Genomic DNA, 17,000 nt, shown 5'->3' with positions numbered 1-17,000 from the left:
GCGGCCGGGACCGAACGGGTGACCAGGTGTGCCGGCCGGCGGTTCAGTCGGTTCCGCGACGGATGCGGCGCCCGCTGATGCGGCGCGGCGTGACGAGCAGCCACTGGGTGCGTTCGCCTCCGGCCCACGGCTCCGAGTGGGCCTGTTCGGCCAGCGCGGCGGCGGTGTCCGGATCGGTGATCGCGCAGGCGACACCGACGACGAGCACGCTCCAGCCCTCGCTCAGCGCGTCGTCCACCCGGTCCACCTCGAAGGCGATCTCCTGGCCTGAGGCGCCCGACAGCGACGAGCCCGGCCGCGTACGGAAGGCGACGGAACCGTCGGACGTCATCGTGTAGTTGACGGGCAGCACCACGGGCCCGTGCGGCAGCTGCACCGCGACCCGGCCGACGCCGTGCGTCGACAGCAGCGCGCGGCACTCCTGCTCCGACAGCTCCAGGAACTCGGGGGAGCGCGCCGCGTCGGCGGTGCCGGGCGGACGCGTGTACGTTCCGCCGCGCAGGGCGTCGACATCCGTGTCCAGGGCGGCGGCCAGGCGCAGGGCGAAGCCGGAGCCGGGGTGGGCGGCCTGCTCCTCCACGTACCGGACGTACGCCTCCGACGCGCCGGTCCGGTCCGCGAGGTCCTGAGCGGTCAGGCCGAGTTCCTGGCGGCGGGCCGCCACCCGGCGCCCGAAGTCGCTGTGCTGGACCGCTGCCGCATCCGTGGGCTCCGGCGCCTCGGGCATCCTCGTCTCCTTAACCGTCGGTCATGTCCCTCGGATCGTCCGGCAGCCCGAAACCGCTCGCAACCCCGGACCGGTCCGATCACCCAGAGGGCATTGAGTGCGCGTACTCAGGTGGGAGACGGCTGCCCGTTGCGAGGATCGGCGCGGAGGCGCGGCCGAGAGGGCCGGGTCCCTCAGGCCGAGCACCTTCGAGTCGATTACGGAGTGCATGTCATGTCCCGTCGTATCGTCCTGTCCGCCGTCGCCGGTGCCGCCGTCCTCGCGGGAGCCGGGGCCTTCGCCCTCGCCTACGCCGGGGACGGTGCGCCCGCCCTGGCGCACAGCACCGCCCGCTACGCCGCCCCGCAGGGCGCGCGGGACGGCTCCTTCCGCTTCTCCACCGAGGTCACGGCACCCTCCGGGCTCAAGAGCCTCAAGGTGCTGGCCTGGCCGGAGAAGTCCGAACTCGCCACGAAGCAGCCGACGGCCAAGGAGATGTCCCGGGCGGAGTCGGCCCGCTGTGAGTCCACCGGTGGTGCGGACGGCACACGGTGCGCGTACACCGTCGCGGTGACCGCCGCCGACGCCGCCTCGTTCCCGCGCGGTTCCTGGCACGTCGCCGTTCTCGCCACCGACGAGGACGGCGCCACCACTCTGGACACCGAGGCCGTGGACTTCACCGTCGGCTGACCGGGCCGGGGGCCTGTGGTTCACCCGGCCACGCACTGCTCGATCACCGAGGCGACCTGCTCCGCCGCGGGAGAGTTCCGCTGGGCCCGGCGGGCGAGGAGCAGGTCGACCGACTCGGAGCCCGTCAGCGGCACGTACGTCACGCCGTCGAGGCTGAGGCTGCGTACCGACTGCGGGACGAGAGCGACGCCGTGTCCTGCGGCGACGAACACGACCAGGGTGGCCGTCTCGCCGACCTCGGTCAGCGAGACGGGACGGAAGCCCGCACGCTCGCACGCCGACAGCACCAGGTCGTACATCGAGGACCGGGACCGCGAGGGGTGGACGACGAACGGCTCGTCGGCCAGCGCACTCAGCGGGATCCGCCGCCGGCCGGCCAGTGGATGATGTGCGGGCAGCACCGCCACGAGCGGCTCGGATCGCAGCGAGGTGACGCGCAGGTCGTCGCCGGCGACCCGGCCGCGCAGGACGGCGAGGTCGTACGTTCCCGAGGCCAGCCCCTCGACGAGTTCCGGGGTGAGCACTTCGCCGCGCAGGTCCATGGTGATCCCGGGCAGCTGCGCGCGGACGGTACGGGCCACCCGCGGCAGCACGTCGTACGTCGCCGTACCGATGAAGCCGACGGACACCCGCCCGGCGTGCCCGGTGGCCAGCTCGTGCATGTGGACCCGCGCCCGCTCCTCCTCCGCGACGAGCGCGCGGGCGTAACCCGTGAGCTGACGGCCGGCCTCGGTCGGTTCGACACGGCGCGTCGACCGGTTGAACAACGGAACGCCCAGGTCCCGCTCCAACTGCTTGATCTGCTGGGACAGGGCGGGCTGCGCCACATGCAGACGGGCCGCCGCGCGCCCGAAGTGGCACTCCTCGGCGAGAACGAGAAAGTACCGGAGCTGACGGAGTTCCATGCCTCCCACCCTATCTACTCCTATAAAGAGTGCTTATCAATCGATGCGTACTAGGTCTTGGACGTGATGAACCAGATGCTCCTAGCGTGAGGGTGTGACCCACAGCTATCTGTACGCAGCAGCCCGCACGCCCTTCGGGCGGTTCTCCGGGGCCCTCGCGAACGTCCGGCCGGACGACCTCGCGGCGCTCGCCGTCACCGGGACCCTGGCCAGGACCCCCGCGCTCGACCCGGCCGAGATCGGCGACGTCGTCTGGGGCAACGCCAACGGCGCGGGGGAGGACAACCGCAACGTCGGCAGGATGGCCGTCCTGCTCGCGGGCCTGCCCACCTCGGTGCCCGCCACGACCGTGAACCGACTGTGCGGCTCGTCCCTGGACGCCGCCATCATGGCCTCCCGCGCCATCGAGACCGGCGACACGGACATCGTGCTCACCGGCGGCGTCGAGTCGATGAGCCGGGCGCCCTGGGTTCTGCCCAAACCCTCACGCGCGTTCCCTGCCGGGGACATGACCGCGGTGTCGACCACGCTCGGCTGGCGCCTGGTCAACGAACGCATGCCCGAGGAGTGGACCGTCTCCCTGGGCGAGGCGAACGAGCAGCTCGCGGACCGCTTCTCCGTCGCCCGCGACCGTCAGGACGCCTTCGCCGCCCGCTCCCACCAGCTCGCCGACGCCGCGTGGGACGAGGGCTTCTACGACGACCTGGTCGTCCCCGTCACCGTGGACGCCAAGGGCACCACGCTCGACCGGGACGAGGGCATCCGCCCCGGCTCCACCGCCGAGAAGCTGGCCGGACTCAAGCCCGTGTTCCGGCCCGACGGCGTCATCACGGCCGGGAACGCCTCCCCGCTGAGCGACGGCGCCTCGGCGGTCCTGCTGGGATCGGAGGCCGCCGCAGCTCGGATCGGCTGCGACCCGCTCGCCCGCATCGCCGGCCGGGGGGTGTCCGCACTCGACCCGCAACTGTTCGGCTACGCCCCCGTGGAGGCGGCGAACCGGGCGTTGAAGGCCGCGGGGATCTCCTGGCCGGACGTCGGCGCCGTCGAGCTCAACGAGGCGTTCGCCGTACAGTCCCTCGCCTGCGTCGACGCCTGGGGCGTGGACCCGGACATCGTCAACACCAAGGGTGGCGCGATCGCGCTCGGCCACCCGCTCGGCGCGTCCGGCGGCCGCCTGCTGGCCACCCTCGCCCATCGGCTCCGCGTCTCCGGCGAGCGCTGGGGCGTCGCCGCCATCTGCATCGGCGTCGGCCAGGCCCTCGCCGTCGTCCTGGAGAACGTCACGGAGGCCACCCGATGACCACCCGACTGTGTGCCACCCCGGACGACGCGGTCGCCGGGATCGAGGACGGCTCCACCGTGCTCGTCGGCGGATTCGGCATGGCCGGCATGCCGGTCGACCTCATCGACGCGCTCATCCGCCAGGGCGCCGGCGACCTCACCGTCGTCTCCAACAACGCCGGCAACGGCGACACCGGACTCGCCGCGCTCCTCGCCAAGGGGCGGGTCCGCAAGGTGATCTGCTCGTTCCCGCGCCAGGCGGACTCCTGGGTCTTCGACGACCTGTACCGCACCGGCAGGATCGAACTGGAGGTTGTCCCACAGGGCAATCTCGCGGAGCGCATGCGGGCGGCGGGAGCCGGCATCGGCGCCTTCTTCTGCCCCACGGGCGTGGGCACCCTGCTTGCCGAGGGCAAGGAGACCCGCGAGATCGACGGGCGTACGTACGTCCTCGAATACCCGATCAAGGGCGACGTCGCACTGATCGGCGCCCACCGCGCCGACCGCATGGGCAACCTGGTCTACCGCAAGACCGCCCGCAACTTCGGCCCGGTCATGGCCACCGCGGCGACCACGGTGATCGCGCAGGTGCGCGAGGTCGTCGAAACCGGCACGCTCGACCCGGAGACCGTCGTGACGCCGAGCATTTACGTGGACCGAGTGGTGCAGGAGGCGGCACGCCGATGACCCCGAACGACGCAACGACAACTCTGCCGACGGACCGTCAGGAACCGCTGGGCAAACACGACATCGCCGCGCTGATCGCACGCGACATCCCCCAGGGCGCATTCGTCAACCTGGGCATCGGCCAGCCGACCCTCGTCGCCGACCACCTGCCCGCCGACTCCGGAGTGGTCCTCCACACCGAGAACGGCATGCTCAACATGGGCCCCGCCGCACGCGAGGGCGAGGTGGACCCCGACCTGACGAACGCGGGCAAGGTGCCCGTCACGGAACTGCCCGGAGCCGCGTACTTCCACCACGCCGACTCCTTCGCCATGATGCGCGGCGGCCACCTCGACATCTGCGTCCTCGGCGCGTTCCAGGTCTCCTCGGCGGGCGATCTCGCCAACTGGCACACGGGCGCACCCGACGCGATCCCCGCCGTCGGCGGCGCCATGGACCTGGCGATCGGCGCCAAGAAGGTCTTCGTGATGATGACCCTCTTCGCCAAGAACGGCGCCCCCAAGCTGGTGCCCGAATGCGGCTACCCGCTCACCGGTCTCGGCTGCGTCGACCGTGTCTACACCGACCTCGCGGTGTTCGACCTCTCCGCGCAGGGCGTCCACGTCACGCAGACCTTCGGCATCACGCCCGACGAACTCACCGCGCGTCTGGAGGTGCCGCTGACCTTCGCGCAGGGGTGCTGACCCGACCGGGTCGGGGACGGGCGGCGGCCCGTACATAGACTTCGCAAAGACTTAGGCTAGGGTTACCTAAGTTGGCTGCGGCGGGGTCGAGTTGTCCATCCGTCGGGCCGCCGTCGCGTACCCTCCCGCACCCCAAGTGAAGGACTCTCCATGCCTGTTGTGCGCCGCTCCACAGCGCGACGCCTGTTCGCCGTTTCCGCCGCCACGTCCCTGGTGCTGCTGGCCGGCGCATGCGGCAACGACGACCAACAGGACGACTCCGCGGGCAGAACGAGCGGTGGCGCCTTCCCCGTCTCCATCAAGAGCGCCCTCGGGACCGCGACCATCAAGAGCGAGCCCCAGCGGGTCGTCACCCTCGGGCAGGGCTCGGCGGAGACGGCCATCGCGCTCGGCCACACCCCGGTGGGCATCGAGGAGTACGCCTGGGGCAGCGACAAGTCCGGCTACCTGCCGTGGATCCACGAGGCCGTGAAGAAGAAGGGCGACGACCTGCCCCAGCAGTTCAAGGGCGGCGAGCAGCTCGACATCGAGGCCATCACGGAGCTGCGCCCCGACGTCATCCTCGCCCCGTGGTCCGGGATCACGGCCAAGCAGTACGACCTGCTGAAGGACATCGCGCCCACGGTCGCGTACCCGGACAAGGCCTGGAGCACCGACTGGGACCAGCAGATCGATCTGGTCTCCAAGGCGCTCGGCGAGCCCGACCAGGCCGACAGGCTGACCGGCGACATCAAGCAGCAGCTCGCGGACGCGGCGAAGACCCGCCCCGACTACGCCAAGTACCGGTTCTCGTACATCTACAACACCGGACCGGGAACGCTCGGCGTGTTCTCGCCGACCGAGCAGCGCGTGGAGATGGTCTCGTCCCTCGGCCTGAAGGTCGACCCGATCGTGAAGACGTTCAAGGAGACCGAGGGCACGGACTCCTCCCTCATCGGTCTGGAGAACGCGGACAAGCTCAACAAGAGCGACCTGCTGTTCACCTTCTACACCGACGACAAGAACCGCCGTGAGATCGAGAAGCAGCCGCTGTACGCGGCGATGCCCGCCGTGAAGAGCGGCGCCCTCGTGCACAGCGCGGACAACTCCTTCGTCACGGCCTCCTCGATGCTCAACCCCCTGACGGTGCCGTGGAGCATCGAGCGGTACCTGCCGCTCATCGACAAGGCCGTCGAGAAGGCGGGCAAGTAGCGTTCCCGTGGCTGACATCGAGCAGATGGACCGCCCGCTGACCGACACGGGGAAGCGGTCGACGGGCCGCGGAACGGGGCCGGTTCCCCTCACGGTGATGGTGATCGTCCTCGCGGCCGTCCTGGTCGTGGCCGCTTTCGCGAGTGTCGCGATCGGGAGCAAGACCCTGCCGGTCGGCGCGGTCTGGAACGCCCTGACGGGCAGCGGGGACGGCTACGCGACCACCGTCGTGGAGAGCCGCTACCCCCGCACGGTCCTCGGGATCCTGGTCGGCTGCGGTCTCGCGGTGTCGGGCACCCTCATGCAGGCCGTGACCCGCAATCCGCTGGCCGAGCCCGGCCTGCTCGGCATCAACACCGGCGCCGCGGCGGGCGTCGTCGCCGCCACCGCCTACTTCGGCGCGAGCGGACAGCTGCAGATCCTGCTGTGGTCGCTGCCGGGCGCCCTGCTCGCCGGAGTCTTCGTGTACCTCGCGGGGATCGTCGGCGGACGGGTCAGCCCGGTACGGCTCGTCCTCGGCGGGGCCGTCCTGACCGCGGTGCTCAGCGCGTTCATCCAGGCCGTCACCCTCAGCAAGCCGGCGACCTTCGACAACTACCGCTACTGGGTCGTCGGCGCGCTGACGGGCCGCACCTGGACCGCCGTGTGGACCGTGGTGCCGCTGGTCGTCATCGGTCTCGTCGTCGCCGTCGTCCTCGCCCGCGGCCTGAACGTCGTGGCGCTCGGCGAGGACACGGCAGCGGCTCTCGGCGCCCAGCCGATGCGGGTGAAGGCGACGGGACTGCTCACCGCGACGCTGCTGGCCGCGGCGGCGACCGCGGCGGCCGGGCCGATCGCCTTCGTGGGCCTGGCCGTTCCGCACCTGACGCGCGCCCTGGTCGGCGTCGACATGCGGCGCCAACTCCTGTGCGGCGCCCTCATCGGCCCCGTCCTGCTGCTGTTCGCGGACGTGGTGGGCCGGGTCGTGGTCAGGCCCCAGGAACTCATGGTGGGAGTCGTGACCGCGTTCGCCGGGGCCCCGGCCCTCCTCGTCGCCGTCCGCCGAATGAGGTCCGCATCGTGACAACCCACCTTTCCGCGCGGCCCGGTTCGGGACCCCGCCGCTACCGGATGAGGATCGGCCCCACGGTCCACATCCGCGTACAGGCACGTGCTCTGTGGGCCGGGCTCGCTCTCCTCGCCCTGGTCGCGGTGGCCTGCGTCGCCTCCCTGACCGTCGGCCGCCTCGGCATCCCCCTCGCCAACCTCCCCTCGACGCTGGGCGGGCAGGGCGCGAGCATCGACGCCTTCGTCCTGGAACGGCTGCGGGGACCGCGCCTCGTCGTCGCCCTCGCCGCCGGAGCCTCGTTCGGACTCTCCGGCGCGCTGTTCCAGGCGGTGACGCGCAACCCGCTCGGCAGCCCCGACGTGATCGGCATCGCCCCCGGCGCGGGCGCGGGCGCCGCACTGGTCGCGCTGCTCCTGCCGTCGTTCCCCGTCGCCGCGGGCGCCGCGGGCGGAGCCGTCCTGGCCATGGCCGTCGTCCACGTCTCCACAGGCACCGGATTCCGCAACCCCACCCGGCTCGTGGTCGCCGGAGTCGCGGTCACCGCCATGGCCACGGCGTTCATCCAGTACATCGTCTACGCGATCGAACGCGACCAGGCCACCGTCCTCAGCTCCTACCTCAACGGCAGCCTCACCGCCCGCTCCTGGAGCGACGCGGGCACCGCCGGAGCCGTCCTGCTGGTGTGCGTCCCCCTCGCCGCGGCCCTGTCCCGCCCCCTGACGGCGAGCGAGATGGGCCAGGACACGGCGGCCTCCCTCGGCGCCGATCCACGCCGCACCTTCACCTGGAGCGTCGTCCTCGCCGTCGCCCTGTCCGCCGGAGCGGTCGCCGCGGCAGGGCCCATCTCCTTCATCGCCCTCACCGCACCCCAGATCGCCCGACGCGTCACCCGGGGCACTGGCCCCCACCTGGCCCTGTCCGCCCTCACCGGCGCACTTCTTCTCGTGGCGGCGGACATCGCGGCCCAGAACTCCCCGGTCTTCGAGAAGCTGCCGGTCGGCGTGTGGACCATGGCTCTGGGAGGCCTGTACCTGGGGCATCTGCTGTTCCGCGAGTGGCGCAAGGGACTGTTGTAGCGGCCGTGGCGCGGCTGCCCAGCAGCGTGCTCCCGCCAAACGCCGTGCGCGGGCAATGCCTTCGGAATCCCAAGGGCTGATGGTTATGGTCCGGTCATGAAGAGGCGTCAACTGCTGGGTGCAGCAGGCACGTTCGCGATATCGGCGCTCGCCACCGCCTGCGGAGGCAACTCAGGAGGGGACTCCGTGCCCCGGCCCAGGCTGAAGTTCGCCAACCCGGTGCGCATTCCGCCCCTCCTGCACCCCGCCCCCGGCAAGGACGGCAGCCGCCGGTTCGCGCTGTCTCTGCAGGCCGGGCGGACGGCGATCCTGCCCGGGAAGACCACCCCCACCTGGGGATTCAACGGCACCTTCCTGGGCCCGACGCTGCGCGCCACGCGCGGCGACAAGGTGCGGATGACCGTGCGCAACCGGCTGCCGGAGACCAGCACCGTGCACTGGCACGGCGTCCGGCTGCCCGCCGTGATGGACGGCGGTCCCCACCAGCCCGTCGCGTCGGGCGCCACCTGGACCCCGCACTGGACGCTGGACCAGCCGGCCGCCACCGCCTGGTACCACCCGCACCCGCACGGCGAGACCGCCCAGCACGTCTACAACGGCCTCGCCGGGATGTTCATCCTCGACGACGACACCCGGCCCGAACTGCCCGCCGACTACGGCGTCGACGACATCCCGCTGATCCTCCAGGACAAGAAGTTCGACGAGGACAACGCCTTCACCGGCCGCGTCCTCAAGGGCACGTTCGGCATCCTGGGCGACCACGTCCTCGTCAACGGAACCTTCGATCCGCACCTGAAGGTGACCACCGACCACGTCCGGCTGCGGATCCTCAACGGCTCCAACGCCCGCATGTACAACCTGTCCTTCGCCGACAGGCGCACCTTCCATGCCGTCGCCACCGACGGCGGCCTGCTGCCCGCGCCCGTCCCGGTCGAGGAACTGGCACTGACCCCGGGCGAGCGCGCCGAGGTGGTCGTCGCCTTCGAGCCTGGCGAGCGGGTGGTGCTGCGCACCGTCGACAACGGCGTGGACATCGCCGAGGGCGATCTCGACATCATCCGGTTCGTCGCCGCGCCGAAGCTGAAGCCGTCCCCGGCGCCGCCCGCCACCCTGTCCGGGCCCGACCCGATCACCCCCGCAGCCGACGCCCGGGTGCGCCACTTCGTCCTCAACGGCCACGACGCGATCAACGGCGAGCCGATGGACATGACTCGCATCGACGAGGTCGTCCCCGCCGGCGCCGTCGAGATCTGGGAGGTCGAGAACCACGTCTACTCCCACAACTTCCACATCCACGAGGTGGCGTTCCGCGTGCTCTCCGTCGGGGACGGAAAACCGGCGGCGTACGCGCAAGGCCGCAAGGACACCGTTTTCGTCCCCGGCAAGAGCAAGGTCAGACTGGCCGTCAGATTCGGTACCGCCACCGACCCCAAGTGGCCGTACATGTACCACTGCCACATCCTCCGCCACGAGGACTCGGGGATGATGGGCCAGTTCGTGCTCGTCGAACCGGGCACCGAACGCACGGTCAGCCGCACGCTGAAAGCGCCCCATCACTAGGGCAGACCTGACGGGAGCGCGATCGACATGACGGCCGATGACGGGACGGCAGCAGACGAGGCCCTGGTCGGCGGCATGGCGAACGCGGGCGCGGTCATCCGCCGCGGTGACGTGGTGGAACGCCCGGCGCCGCGCACCGCGCGCGCCCTTCACGCCCATCTCCTCGCGCTCGAGGAGCACGGGTTCGACGCGGCTCCCCGGCCGGTCCGTCTCACTGCCGACGGCCGCGAGCAGCTGACCTTCATGCCCGGCGACGTCGCCCTGCCGCCCTTTCCCCACTGGGCGATGAGCGAATCCGCGTTGAGGTCCGTGGGCAGCCTGCTGCGGCGTCTGCACGACGCCAGCGCGGCCGTCGCGGTCGACGCACGCGCCGAGTGGCCCCGGGCGCTGGCCGACCCGGCGGGAGGAACGATGCTGTGCCACAACGATGTGTGCCCGGAAAACGTCGTCTTCCGTGACGGCCGTGCCGCCGCCCTGATCGATTTCGATCTGGCCGCCCCCGGCCGAGCGGTGTGGGACGTCGCCATGACCGCCCGCTACTGGATCCCCATGCTCGATCCCGCATCCGCGACAGCTCTCTTTCCCGCGGGCCTCGACGCCCCCGCGCGACTGCGGATCCTCGCCGACAGCTACGGCCTCTCCGCACAGGAGCGCGCCGAACTGCCCGACGTCATCGAACAGGCCACCGCATCCTGCCGGGCCTTCGTCGCCGACCGAGTGGCCGCGGGCGACCCCGTCCACGTCCGGGCCCTGTCCGAACGCGGTGGTTGGCGACGCTGGGACCGCTGCGAGGCGTGGCTGCTGGCTCGCCGCGACGCGTTCAGGGCGGCCCTGTTGCACTGACGGCGGCTCGCTCCGCGATCTAGGCGGGGTCGCGGAACACCTGTGCGCTGGATGGTTGCGCGTCGGTGCGCCGATGGTGGGCGAGCGCGACGGCGAGTGCCAGGAGGCCGGCGGAGGTCGTGAGGTCGGCGCCGCAGAGGCGGGCGGCACGGTGGAGGCGGTTGTCCACGGTATTGGGGTGGACGGCCTGGGCCTGAGCGGTGCGGCGACGGTCGAAGTCGTTCTGTACGAAGGCGGTGAGGGTCGCGGCGAGATCCTGGTTCCGGAGCACCGGTGCGAACCGTTCGGTCAGCAAGCGGGCGGCGGGGGTGTCTCGACTGAGTTGCCACGGCACCGCCACGTCGGCGAGTTCGAGGACCTGGTCGGGCAGGTCGAAGGCGGCCGCGGTCCTGACGATTTCGACGGCCGTCCGTGCGGCGGCGGGAACGGCCCCGTGGTCTTCGGCCCGGGCGGCGCCGAGCCGGACCGGGGCCAGTGCCGCGCGGCTGATCCGGCCCTGGATGCGGTGTAGTTGCTGTCGGTCGACGGTGCCGGGAGCGAGTACGAGCACGTACGCCCCTTGGTCGGTGGCAAGGAGAGGGTGCGGGAGCTCCGCGGCCAGAGCGGCGCGGACCCGCCGGTTCTTGCGGTTCGACGCGGCCGTCCGGTAGCCGGGGGTGGCAGCCCGTTCGTCCGTGTCCTGGTCGACGAACAGGGCCAGGGCGGTGAAGTCACGGGGCAGGCGGATGCCCTGTACGGCGGCCCGTGCCACAGCGGGGCGGCCAGAGATCAGATCCTCCGCGAGTTCGTCGAGGAGTTCGGGGTCCTCCGTGACGGCTGCTTGAGCCGCCTCCTGGAAGGCGCGCAGCGATACGGCCATGGCCCGGCCCGCCGCCTGCTGCAGGAGTGCCGCGAATGCGCCCAGCTCTGCGGCGTCGCCCCGGAAGCGCTGCTGGAAGTCGGCCAGCAGGACGGCCGCCATGGCCTGGTGCGCGGTCAGCATCTGGTCGAACTGGATCCCCTCGGCGGCCCGCTCCCGCGCCCTTTCGTCGAGCAGGATCAGGTCCTCCGACGCGATTTCCCGGCCTTGGGCCGCGGCGCGCAGGAAGAGCCGCATGAAGTGGCGGACGGTGTGCGGGGCGGTGGTGCGCAGCAGTTCGGGGACGGTCGCGTCGGAGGCTCTGGGCCCGAGGTATTCGACGATGACGGCGCGGGCCAGGCGGGGTACGTCGTGCTCCATGTCACGCAGGATCCGGAGGCTTTCTTCCGGTACGGGCACGGATGCGGCGCTGGGCACGACAGGACCTCCGTTTTGTGAGTTCACACAATCTACTTGTGACAGAGCGCAATTGTTAGGGGCTCGGCGACGGCGGAGGGTGGGGCGATCCGCCGCAGAGCGGCTGTCCATCCCCAGGAGCCCTACGTGTCCACCTCGCCCTTGTCCCCAGAGGCCGCCCAGCCCCGCGGCGCCCTGTCCGAGCGGAGCGTCGCGGAAGTCCCCACGCGGTTGAGGCCGGCGCGGGCCCCGGGGCGGGCGTGGGCGGTAGTGGCGATGGTCGCCGTACTGATGGCGGTCGACTTCGCCGACAAGCAGGTCCTCGGGCTTGCCGCGGACCCCATCCGGCACGAGTTCGGGCTCGACGCCGCCGCTTACGGCATGGTCTCGGGCAGCTTCTATCTGCTGTTCAGCGTTTCGGCGCTGGCGGTGGGCTTCGTTTCCAACCGGGTGCGGACCACCCGTCTGCTGACGGTGATGGCTGTGGCGTGGGCGCTCACCGCGCTTCCGGTGCTGGTGGCCTCGTCGGTTCCGATGCTGTATCTGAGCCGGATCCTGTTGGGTGCGGCGGAAGGGCCGGCGATGCCCGTGGCCGTGCACGCGGTGCACAAGTGGTTTCCCGAACACAACAGGGCGGTGCCCACGGCGCTGGTGCAGTTCGGCGGCGCGCTCGGCGTGGCGGTGGCCGGCCCGGTGCTCGGCCATCTGATAGCCCAGCACGGTTGGCGCTCAGCGTTCGCAACGTTGGCCCTCGTGTCGGTGGTGTGGGTAGTGGTCTGGCCGCTGGTGGGCCGCGAGGGGCCTTTGACCACCTACGCCGCCGCGTCCGGCAACGTGTCGGCCGCCGACTCGGGCCCGGCGACGCCGGAGCCGCGGTTGCCGTACCGCCGACTGCTGCTCAACGGCAGCTGGCTGGGGACGCTGGCCGCCGGTCTGGGGGCTTACTGGACACTCGCGGTCGGCGTGGCCTGGCTGCCGACCTACCTGGAGAAGTCGCTCGGCCGCACCACCGCGGAGACCGGCCGCCTGGTCGCGGCGCCCGCGCTGGTAGCAGCCGTCGCGATCGTCGTGGTGCCATGGCTGTCTGCCACTTTGATGCGGCGCGGCGCGTCCGGCCGGCTCGCGCGCGGACTGGTCGTCGCCTGCACCGCCGCTGCCAGCGGAGTGTGTCTGCTGATACTGCCGATCGCGCACGGTTCCGCTGCCGTGGCGCTGATGGCGCTCGGCTTCGGTCTGCCCAATGCCGTCTTCCCGCTCTTCTACCTGATCAGCGCTCAGATCACACCGGTCGCCCAGCGCGGGGCCGTGCTCGCCCTGGGCACCGCCATCGCCACCCTCGCGGGCGTGGCCGCCCCGGGCGTCACCGGCAGGCTCATCGATCAGGCCGCGTCCACGCCGCACGGGCTGCACACCGGACTCGTGGTGGCCGCCGTGCTCACCCTGGCCGGGGGAGCGCTGTGCGCCTTCGCGGTCGACCCCGAGCGGGACGCGCGCCGCCTCGGGCTGCTCCCGTGATCCGTACGACCTCGCGGCCGAGCCGGGCACCACGGGCCCGATCCGCCGGCCGCCCGCCACCGCACGAGTACCCCGGCGGCGCCGGAGCCGACCTCCCCGCTGCCGATTGAGTTCTGTGACCAGTTACGCGACAACCAGCACCTGCCCGAGGAGACGTTCACTGTGACCCGCACCGACCCGACCACCGTCCCTGAAGCGCCGGCCGCACTGGATCTGCCCTGGGGAAAGTTCTGCGACGGTCTCCGTGAGCTGGGACAGCGCGTTCTGGCCACTCCCGGAACGGAACGAGACCACGCCGAGGGGCTGCGCTTCCTCACCCACCTGCTGCGCAGCAACCTCGAACGCCAACTGGACAGCGCGCCGGAACGCCCGCACTTCATCCAGATCGGCCCGGTGCTCAAATACCTCGCGGACAACCCCGACACCTTGTACGACAGCACCGCCGTCTCCCCCCGTCACACCTACCGGATCACGGGCAATCGCGGCGACGCCCTGTACCTCTCCTTCACCCTCTACAGCGGTGGCCGGGACGTCCGTATCGTCGCCGATCTGAACGACCAGCGGCTCCAATGCGGCCCTGACGGTGAGTTCGAGATCTGGCTCACCCCGCAGCAACAGCCGGGCAACTGGATGGAACTGGCCCCGGACACCCAGATGCTGATCGTCCGCCAGTACTTCCTCGACCGCGCGCAGGAGACGCCGGCCGTCTACAAGATCGAGCCGACGGGCCCGGCGCACCCCCCGGCCGTGCTCACCGCGGGCGGACTGGGCGAGCGTCTGGGCCGGGTCGAGCGGGGCGTGGGCCTGGTGGTGGACACCACCTTGGAGCAGCTGCGCCACCTGCGCACCAGTGAGCCCAACACATTCGGCCAGGTGCTTGCCACGCAGACCGAGGAGAGCGGCAGTGTCGTCCTGCGCGCCTATCCGACCCCCGACAACGATTACCAGATGTGCCGGTTCGAGCTGGCCGAGGACCAGGCTCTGGTCATCCGGTTCCGTCCTCCCGCCTGCCGCTACTGGGGCGTCCACCTCACCAACGTGTGGTGGCAGTCCCCGCAGGAGTGCGGTGCCCCCACCGCCATCAACGCCGGCAACGCCGTCCTGGAGGAGGACGGCTCGGTCCGCGTCGTGGTCGCCCACCGCGATCCGGGAGCGGCCAACTGGCTGGACACGGGGGGCCGCCGGGAGGGGACGGTACTGGTGCGGCGGCTGCTGCCGGAGGACCCGGACGCCGTGGTGCGACCCGAGACGGAACTGGTCCGGACGGTACTTGTGGGCCGGTGAGCCCGCCGTTCCGCCGACGCAGCCGTAACGCGCCGCGCGCCAGAGCCGGCCACGACCGCGACGGCCAGGGGACGGCAGAGCGGCGGCGCACGTCGCACGCGGTGCCGGCTGCTGGGTGACCCGAGTCCTCGGCGATCTGACTCAGGATCCGTCCTGTCCAGAGCCGGTTCGAGGGCTGCTCCCTCAGTGGGATGTCGATCGCTGCTGTCAGGGCGTCACGAGGTTGAAGTTCGGGTCGAACTCGTCGACGACTGCCGCCAGTTGCTCCAGAACGCTCTCGTCGCCGTCGAGCTTGATCTTCCCGGCCCGGGCGAGCTGGAGCCCGCTCGCCGGCTTCAGCAGCGTGGCGACGATGGCGGCCTTGGGGCCGGTCACCGTCAGCTGTGCGTCCGAGGAGGGGCCGGTGCGGGCGTTGAGGACGCCGTGACGCACCCACATGTGCCAGGTCTCGTCCTCGCCGCCCGTGTCGGCGGCGGTGAACGTGAAGTCGATGCGCAGGTTGGTGTCTGCGGCCCGGTCGCCGATGACGTGGACGGCGGCGAAGTCGAAGAGGGTGTCGATCGGCATGGCCAGGATCGTGTCGGAGCTGGCGGTGGCGAAGGCGGCGGGAATGACGCCGTCGCGCAGTTCCTTGGCAGCGGTGAGATAGATGCCGCGCCACTGCGGGCCCTCGGCCTGGTAGCCCAGCTGCTCATAGGCGTCGGCCTGGAGTTGCTTCGCCTCGGTGTTGTCCGGGTCGGCGAAGACGAGGGCGTGCAGGATCTGCGCCGCCCAGCGGTAGTCGTCGGCCTCGATGGCCCGCTTGCCCTCCGCGAGGATGCCCTCGGCGCCGATGAGGTCGACGAGGCGGCGGGCGGTCTCGACGGGCGGGTGCGGGTGCAGGGTGACCGGGTCGCCGTCCCACAGGCCCAGCTCCTTGTGGAAGACGGCGCGTACGTCGTGGTGGAGGGTGCCGTGGTAACCGCGGTTGTACCACTTGCGGCCCAACTCCTCAGGAAGCTCGATGACTTCGGCCGCCTCCAGCGGCGTATAGCCCTTGTTGGCGAGCCGCAGCGCCTGGTCGTGGATGTACTTGTAGGTGTCGCGCTGCGACTCCAGGAACGTCGTCACGTTCTCGTTGCCGAAGACGGGCCAGGTGTGCGGGCCGTAGTGCACCTCGGCCTCGTCGCCCCAGCGTTCCAGGGTCTCGTCCAGGTAGCGGGCGAAGTTACGGGCGTCGCGGGTGCGGGCGCCGCGCAGCGTCTGGATGTTGTGCAGACCGTGGTTCGCGTTCTCCGCGCAGGTCAGAGCCTTCAGCTGCGGGATCCAGATGTGCATCTCCTCGGGTGCCTCGGTGTCCGGGGCGTAGAGGAACTCGAATTCCAGACCGGCGAGTTCGCGCTTGGTGCCGGTCGCGGTGATCGAGTCGGTGGGGGAGAGGTACGAGATGGTGCCGCCGCCGGGCGCCATGATGCCGATGCCGCTGCCCACACAGCCGCACGAGTTGAGCGGCAGAAGGCTGCCGAAGGGGTAGCCGGCGCGGCGCGACATGGCGTTGCCCGCGATCACGTTCTCGCCGATGGCGTGCGCGTCGAACGAGGCGATGGTGCCCGGCGCGATGATCGGGACCTTGCCGGAGGCGACGTCCTCGGCGCTGACGACGCCCCGGATACCGCCGTAGTGGTCGACGTGGGTGTGCGTGAGGACGACGGCGGCTACGGGCTTGTCGCTGACGTGCTCGCGGATCATCCGCATGGACATCGAGGCGGCTTCGACGGAGGCGGTGCAGTCGACGACGACGAGCCCGGTGTCCCCCTCGACCACGGTGAGGTTGCCGATGTCGCAGTTGCGGACCTGGAAGATCCCTTCGTGGATCTTGTACAGGCCGCCCTTCTTCATGATCTGCATCTGCCGCCACAGGCTCGGATGCACCGTGTCGGGCGCCGGGGCGCCGTCCTCGATGAAGTCGAACCAGGCCGGATCGAAGATGACGGTCCCGTCCGGGCGGTACGTCCTGTCCGGGAACGGGGCGATGAACCCGCGGTCGTTGTCCGCGAAGTCCTGGCGGTCGTCCATGTCGTAGCGGGCCACAGCCTCACGATTGGCCGCAGCGGTCGCCGGGGTAGCGGGCTTGGGTGCAGAAGCCATGGAGGGCCGCCTGTCCGTTTTTGGCTGTATGTACCTCCTAGCTTGCCGGAGCCTGTGGGCGCCGCAACCTGGTCCGCGTCGCGACGCGTGGCCGTGGGCCGACCCTGGAGGGCGCAGCCCGAAAGCGTCAGGGGAAGCAGCCCGAAAGC

General features: G+C 71.1%; 15 protein-coding genes. 11 read left to right on the top strand and 4 right to left on the bottom strand.

Annotated elements, in window-relative coordinates:
* Positions 1-43: 43 nt before the first annotated feature.
* Positions 44-727: a helix-turn-helix domain-containing protein gene (locus ACFVDP_RS03695; protein WP_383482615.1), complete on the bottom strand. Its 684-nt coding sequence runs from the start codon at positions 725-727 to the stop codon at positions 44-46.
* 213 nt (positions 728-940) lie between these two features.
* Here ACFVDP_RS03695 and ACFVDP_RS03690 point away from each other — a divergent pair, with 213 nt between their 5' ends.
* Positions 941-1,396: a DUF5707 domain-containing protein gene (locus ACFVDP_RS03690; RefSeq protein WP_383482612.1), complete on the top strand. Its 456-nt coding sequence runs from the start codon at positions 941-943 to the stop codon at positions 1,394-1,396.
* A gap of 20 nt (positions 1,397-1,416) precedes the next feature.
* Here the strand turns inward: ACFVDP_RS03690 and ACFVDP_RS03685 are convergent, their stop codons facing one another.
* A complete protein-coding gene (locus ACFVDP_RS03685) occupies positions 1,417-2,301 on the bottom strand; it encodes a LysR family transcriptional regulator (protein ID WP_383482610.1) in 885 nt (294 codons plus the stop codon).
* Between the two features lie 94 nt (positions 2,302-2,395).
* Here ACFVDP_RS03685 and ACFVDP_RS03680 point away from each other — a divergent pair, with 94 nt between their 5' ends.
* The 8 genes from ACFVDP_RS03680 to ACFVDP_RS03645 all read left to right on the top strand — a co-directional run bounded on the left by ACFVDP_RS03680 (position 2,396) and on the right by ACFVDP_RS03645 (position 10,670).
* Positions 2,396-3,601 carry a thiolase family protein gene (locus ACFVDP_RS03680; protein WP_383482607.1) on the top strand — a complete coding sequence of 402 codons (1,206 nt, stop codon included), beginning with the start codon at positions 2,396-2,398 and terminating at the stop codon, positions 3,599-3,601.
* On the top strand, positions 3,598-4,269 hold the full coding sequence (locus tag ACFVDP_RS03675) for a 3-oxoacid CoA-transferase subunit A (RefSeq protein WP_383482605.1): 672 nt from the start codon (positions 3,598-3,600) through the stop codon (positions 4,267-4,269). The genes ACFVDP_RS03680 and ACFVDP_RS03675 overlap by 4 nt, the downstream gene beginning before the upstream one ends.
* Positions 4,266-4,952: a 3-oxoacid CoA-transferase subunit B gene (locus ACFVDP_RS03670; protein WP_383482603.1), complete on the top strand. Its 687-nt coding sequence runs from the start codon at positions 4,266-4,268 to the stop codon at positions 4,950-4,952. Before ACFVDP_RS03675 ends, ACFVDP_RS03670 begins: the two co-directional genes overlap by 4 nt.
* A gap of 150 nt (positions 4,953-5,102) precedes the next feature.
* Positions 5,103-6,143 (top strand): iron-siderophore ABC transporter substrate-binding protein, encoded by a 1,041-nt coding sequence (locus tag ACFVDP_RS03665; RefSeq protein WP_383482601.1) that lies wholly within the window; start codon positions 5,103-5,105, stop codon positions 6,141-6,143.
* Between the two features lie 25 nt (positions 6,144-6,168).
* On the top strand, positions 6,169-7,206 hold the full coding sequence (locus ACFVDP_RS03660) for a FecCD family ABC transporter permease (RefSeq protein ID WP_383484308.1): 1,038 nt from the start codon (positions 6,169-6,171) through the stop codon (positions 7,204-7,206).
* Entirely contained in the window at positions 7,200-8,267 is a 1,068-nt protein-coding gene (locus ACFVDP_RS03655; RefSeq protein WP_383484305.1) for a FecCD family ABC transporter permease, read from the top strand. The genes ACFVDP_RS03660 and ACFVDP_RS03655 overlap by 7 nt, the downstream gene beginning before the upstream one ends.
* 219 nt (positions 8,268-8,486) lie before the next feature.
* Positions 8,487-9,827 (top strand): multicopper oxidase family protein, encoded by a 1,341-nt coding sequence (locus tag ACFVDP_RS03650; protein ID WP_383482598.1) that lies wholly within the window; start codon positions 8,487-8,489, stop codon positions 9,825-9,827.
* A 27-nt stretch (positions 9,828-9,854) separates the two neighbouring features.
* Positions 9,855-10,670: a phosphotransferase gene (locus ACFVDP_RS03645; RefSeq protein WP_383482595.1), complete on the top strand. Its 816-nt coding sequence runs from the start codon at positions 9,855-9,857 to the stop codon at positions 10,668-10,670.
* 19 nt (positions 10,671-10,689) lie between these two features.
* On the opposite strand, the gene ACFVDP_RS03640 is transcribed toward ACFVDP_RS03645, so the two are convergent.
* Entirely contained in the window at positions 10,690-11,889 is a 1,200-nt protein-coding gene (locus ACFVDP_RS03640; protein WP_383482592.1) for a PucR family transcriptional regulator, read from the bottom strand.
* A 183-nt stretch (positions 11,890-12,072) separates the two neighbouring features.
* On the opposite strand from ACFVDP_RS03640, the gene ACFVDP_RS03635 reads away from it, so the two are divergent.
* The gene (locus ACFVDP_RS03635) at positions 12,073-13,440 is read left to right on the top strand and encodes an MFS transporter (protein ID WP_383482589.1); all 1,368 of its coding nucleotides are present in this window, start codon (positions 12,073-12,075) and stop codon (positions 13,438-13,440) included.
* Between the two features lie 162 nt (positions 13,441-13,602).
* Complete coding sequence (locus tag ACFVDP_RS03630; protein WP_383482586.1) at positions 13,603-14,724, top strand: DUF1214 domain-containing protein; 1,122 nt, start codon at positions 13,603-13,605, stop codon at positions 14,722-14,724.
* 207 nt (positions 14,725-14,931) lie between these two features.
* Here ACFVDP_RS03630 and ACFVDP_RS03625 read toward each other — a convergent pair whose 3' ends face one another.
* Positions 14,932-16,851, bottom strand: coding sequence for an alkyl/aryl-sulfatase (locus tag ACFVDP_RS03625; RefSeq protein WP_383482583.1), 1,920 nt, complete (start codon positions 16,849-16,851; stop codon positions 14,932-14,934).
* Between the last annotated feature and the right edge of the window lie 149 nt (positions 16,852-17,000).

It is taken from the genome of Streptomyces sp. NPDC057694 (assembly GCF_042799415.1).
GTDB lineage: Bacteria > Actinomycetota > Actinomycetes > Streptomycetales > Streptomycetaceae > Streptomyces.
This window is presented reverse-complemented; position numbering and strand designations above follow the sequence as displayed.